The organism is Gilvimarinus gilvus (assembly GCF_030518155.1).
Classification (GTDB): Bacteria; Pseudomonadota; Gammaproteobacteria; order Pseudomonadales; family Cellvibrionaceae; genus Gilvimarinus; species Gilvimarinus gilvus.
Window position 1 is genome coordinate 1 of the sequence record NZ_JAULRU010000627.1, and the last position, 333, is coordinate 333.

The following is a 333-nucleotide window of genomic DNA, read 5'->3' on the forward strand; positions in this document are numbered from 1 at the left end:
CATCGCCGCCCCCATCGCCCTTCCTTTCAGCCTTTGGTTGGCCCAGCGCCTTGAACGCTGCATCGATCGTGCCCTTTGGGCGCACTGAGGGAAACGCCATGACCACGCGTGCCGCCCGCCACCGCTATTACGCATACGAGCGCCGCGATGGTTCTGTGTGTTACCTGCCAAAACTGTTGCACGAGGGGATTCAGCGCTACCCGCGAACGATCGCGCACTACCACCTGGTGCAGTGGTTGGGGGTGTCCAAGTTGCTCAGCAAAGACGAATACAAGCAAATGGCGTGGCTGGGTTCACAGCGGGGCACGCTCTGGCGTGGCTGGGTTCACAGCG

Annotated in this window: 1 protein-coding gene; it reads left to right on the plus strand. The window is 61.9% G+C overall.

The window, feature by feature from the left end; translation table 11 throughout:
- Positions 1-98 precede the first annotated feature (98 nt).
- Positions 99-333, plus strand: a 235-nt coding sequence (locus tag QWI17_RS16535; protein ID WP_302723632.1) for a hypothetical protein, incomplete at its 3' end; no start/stop codon positions are given.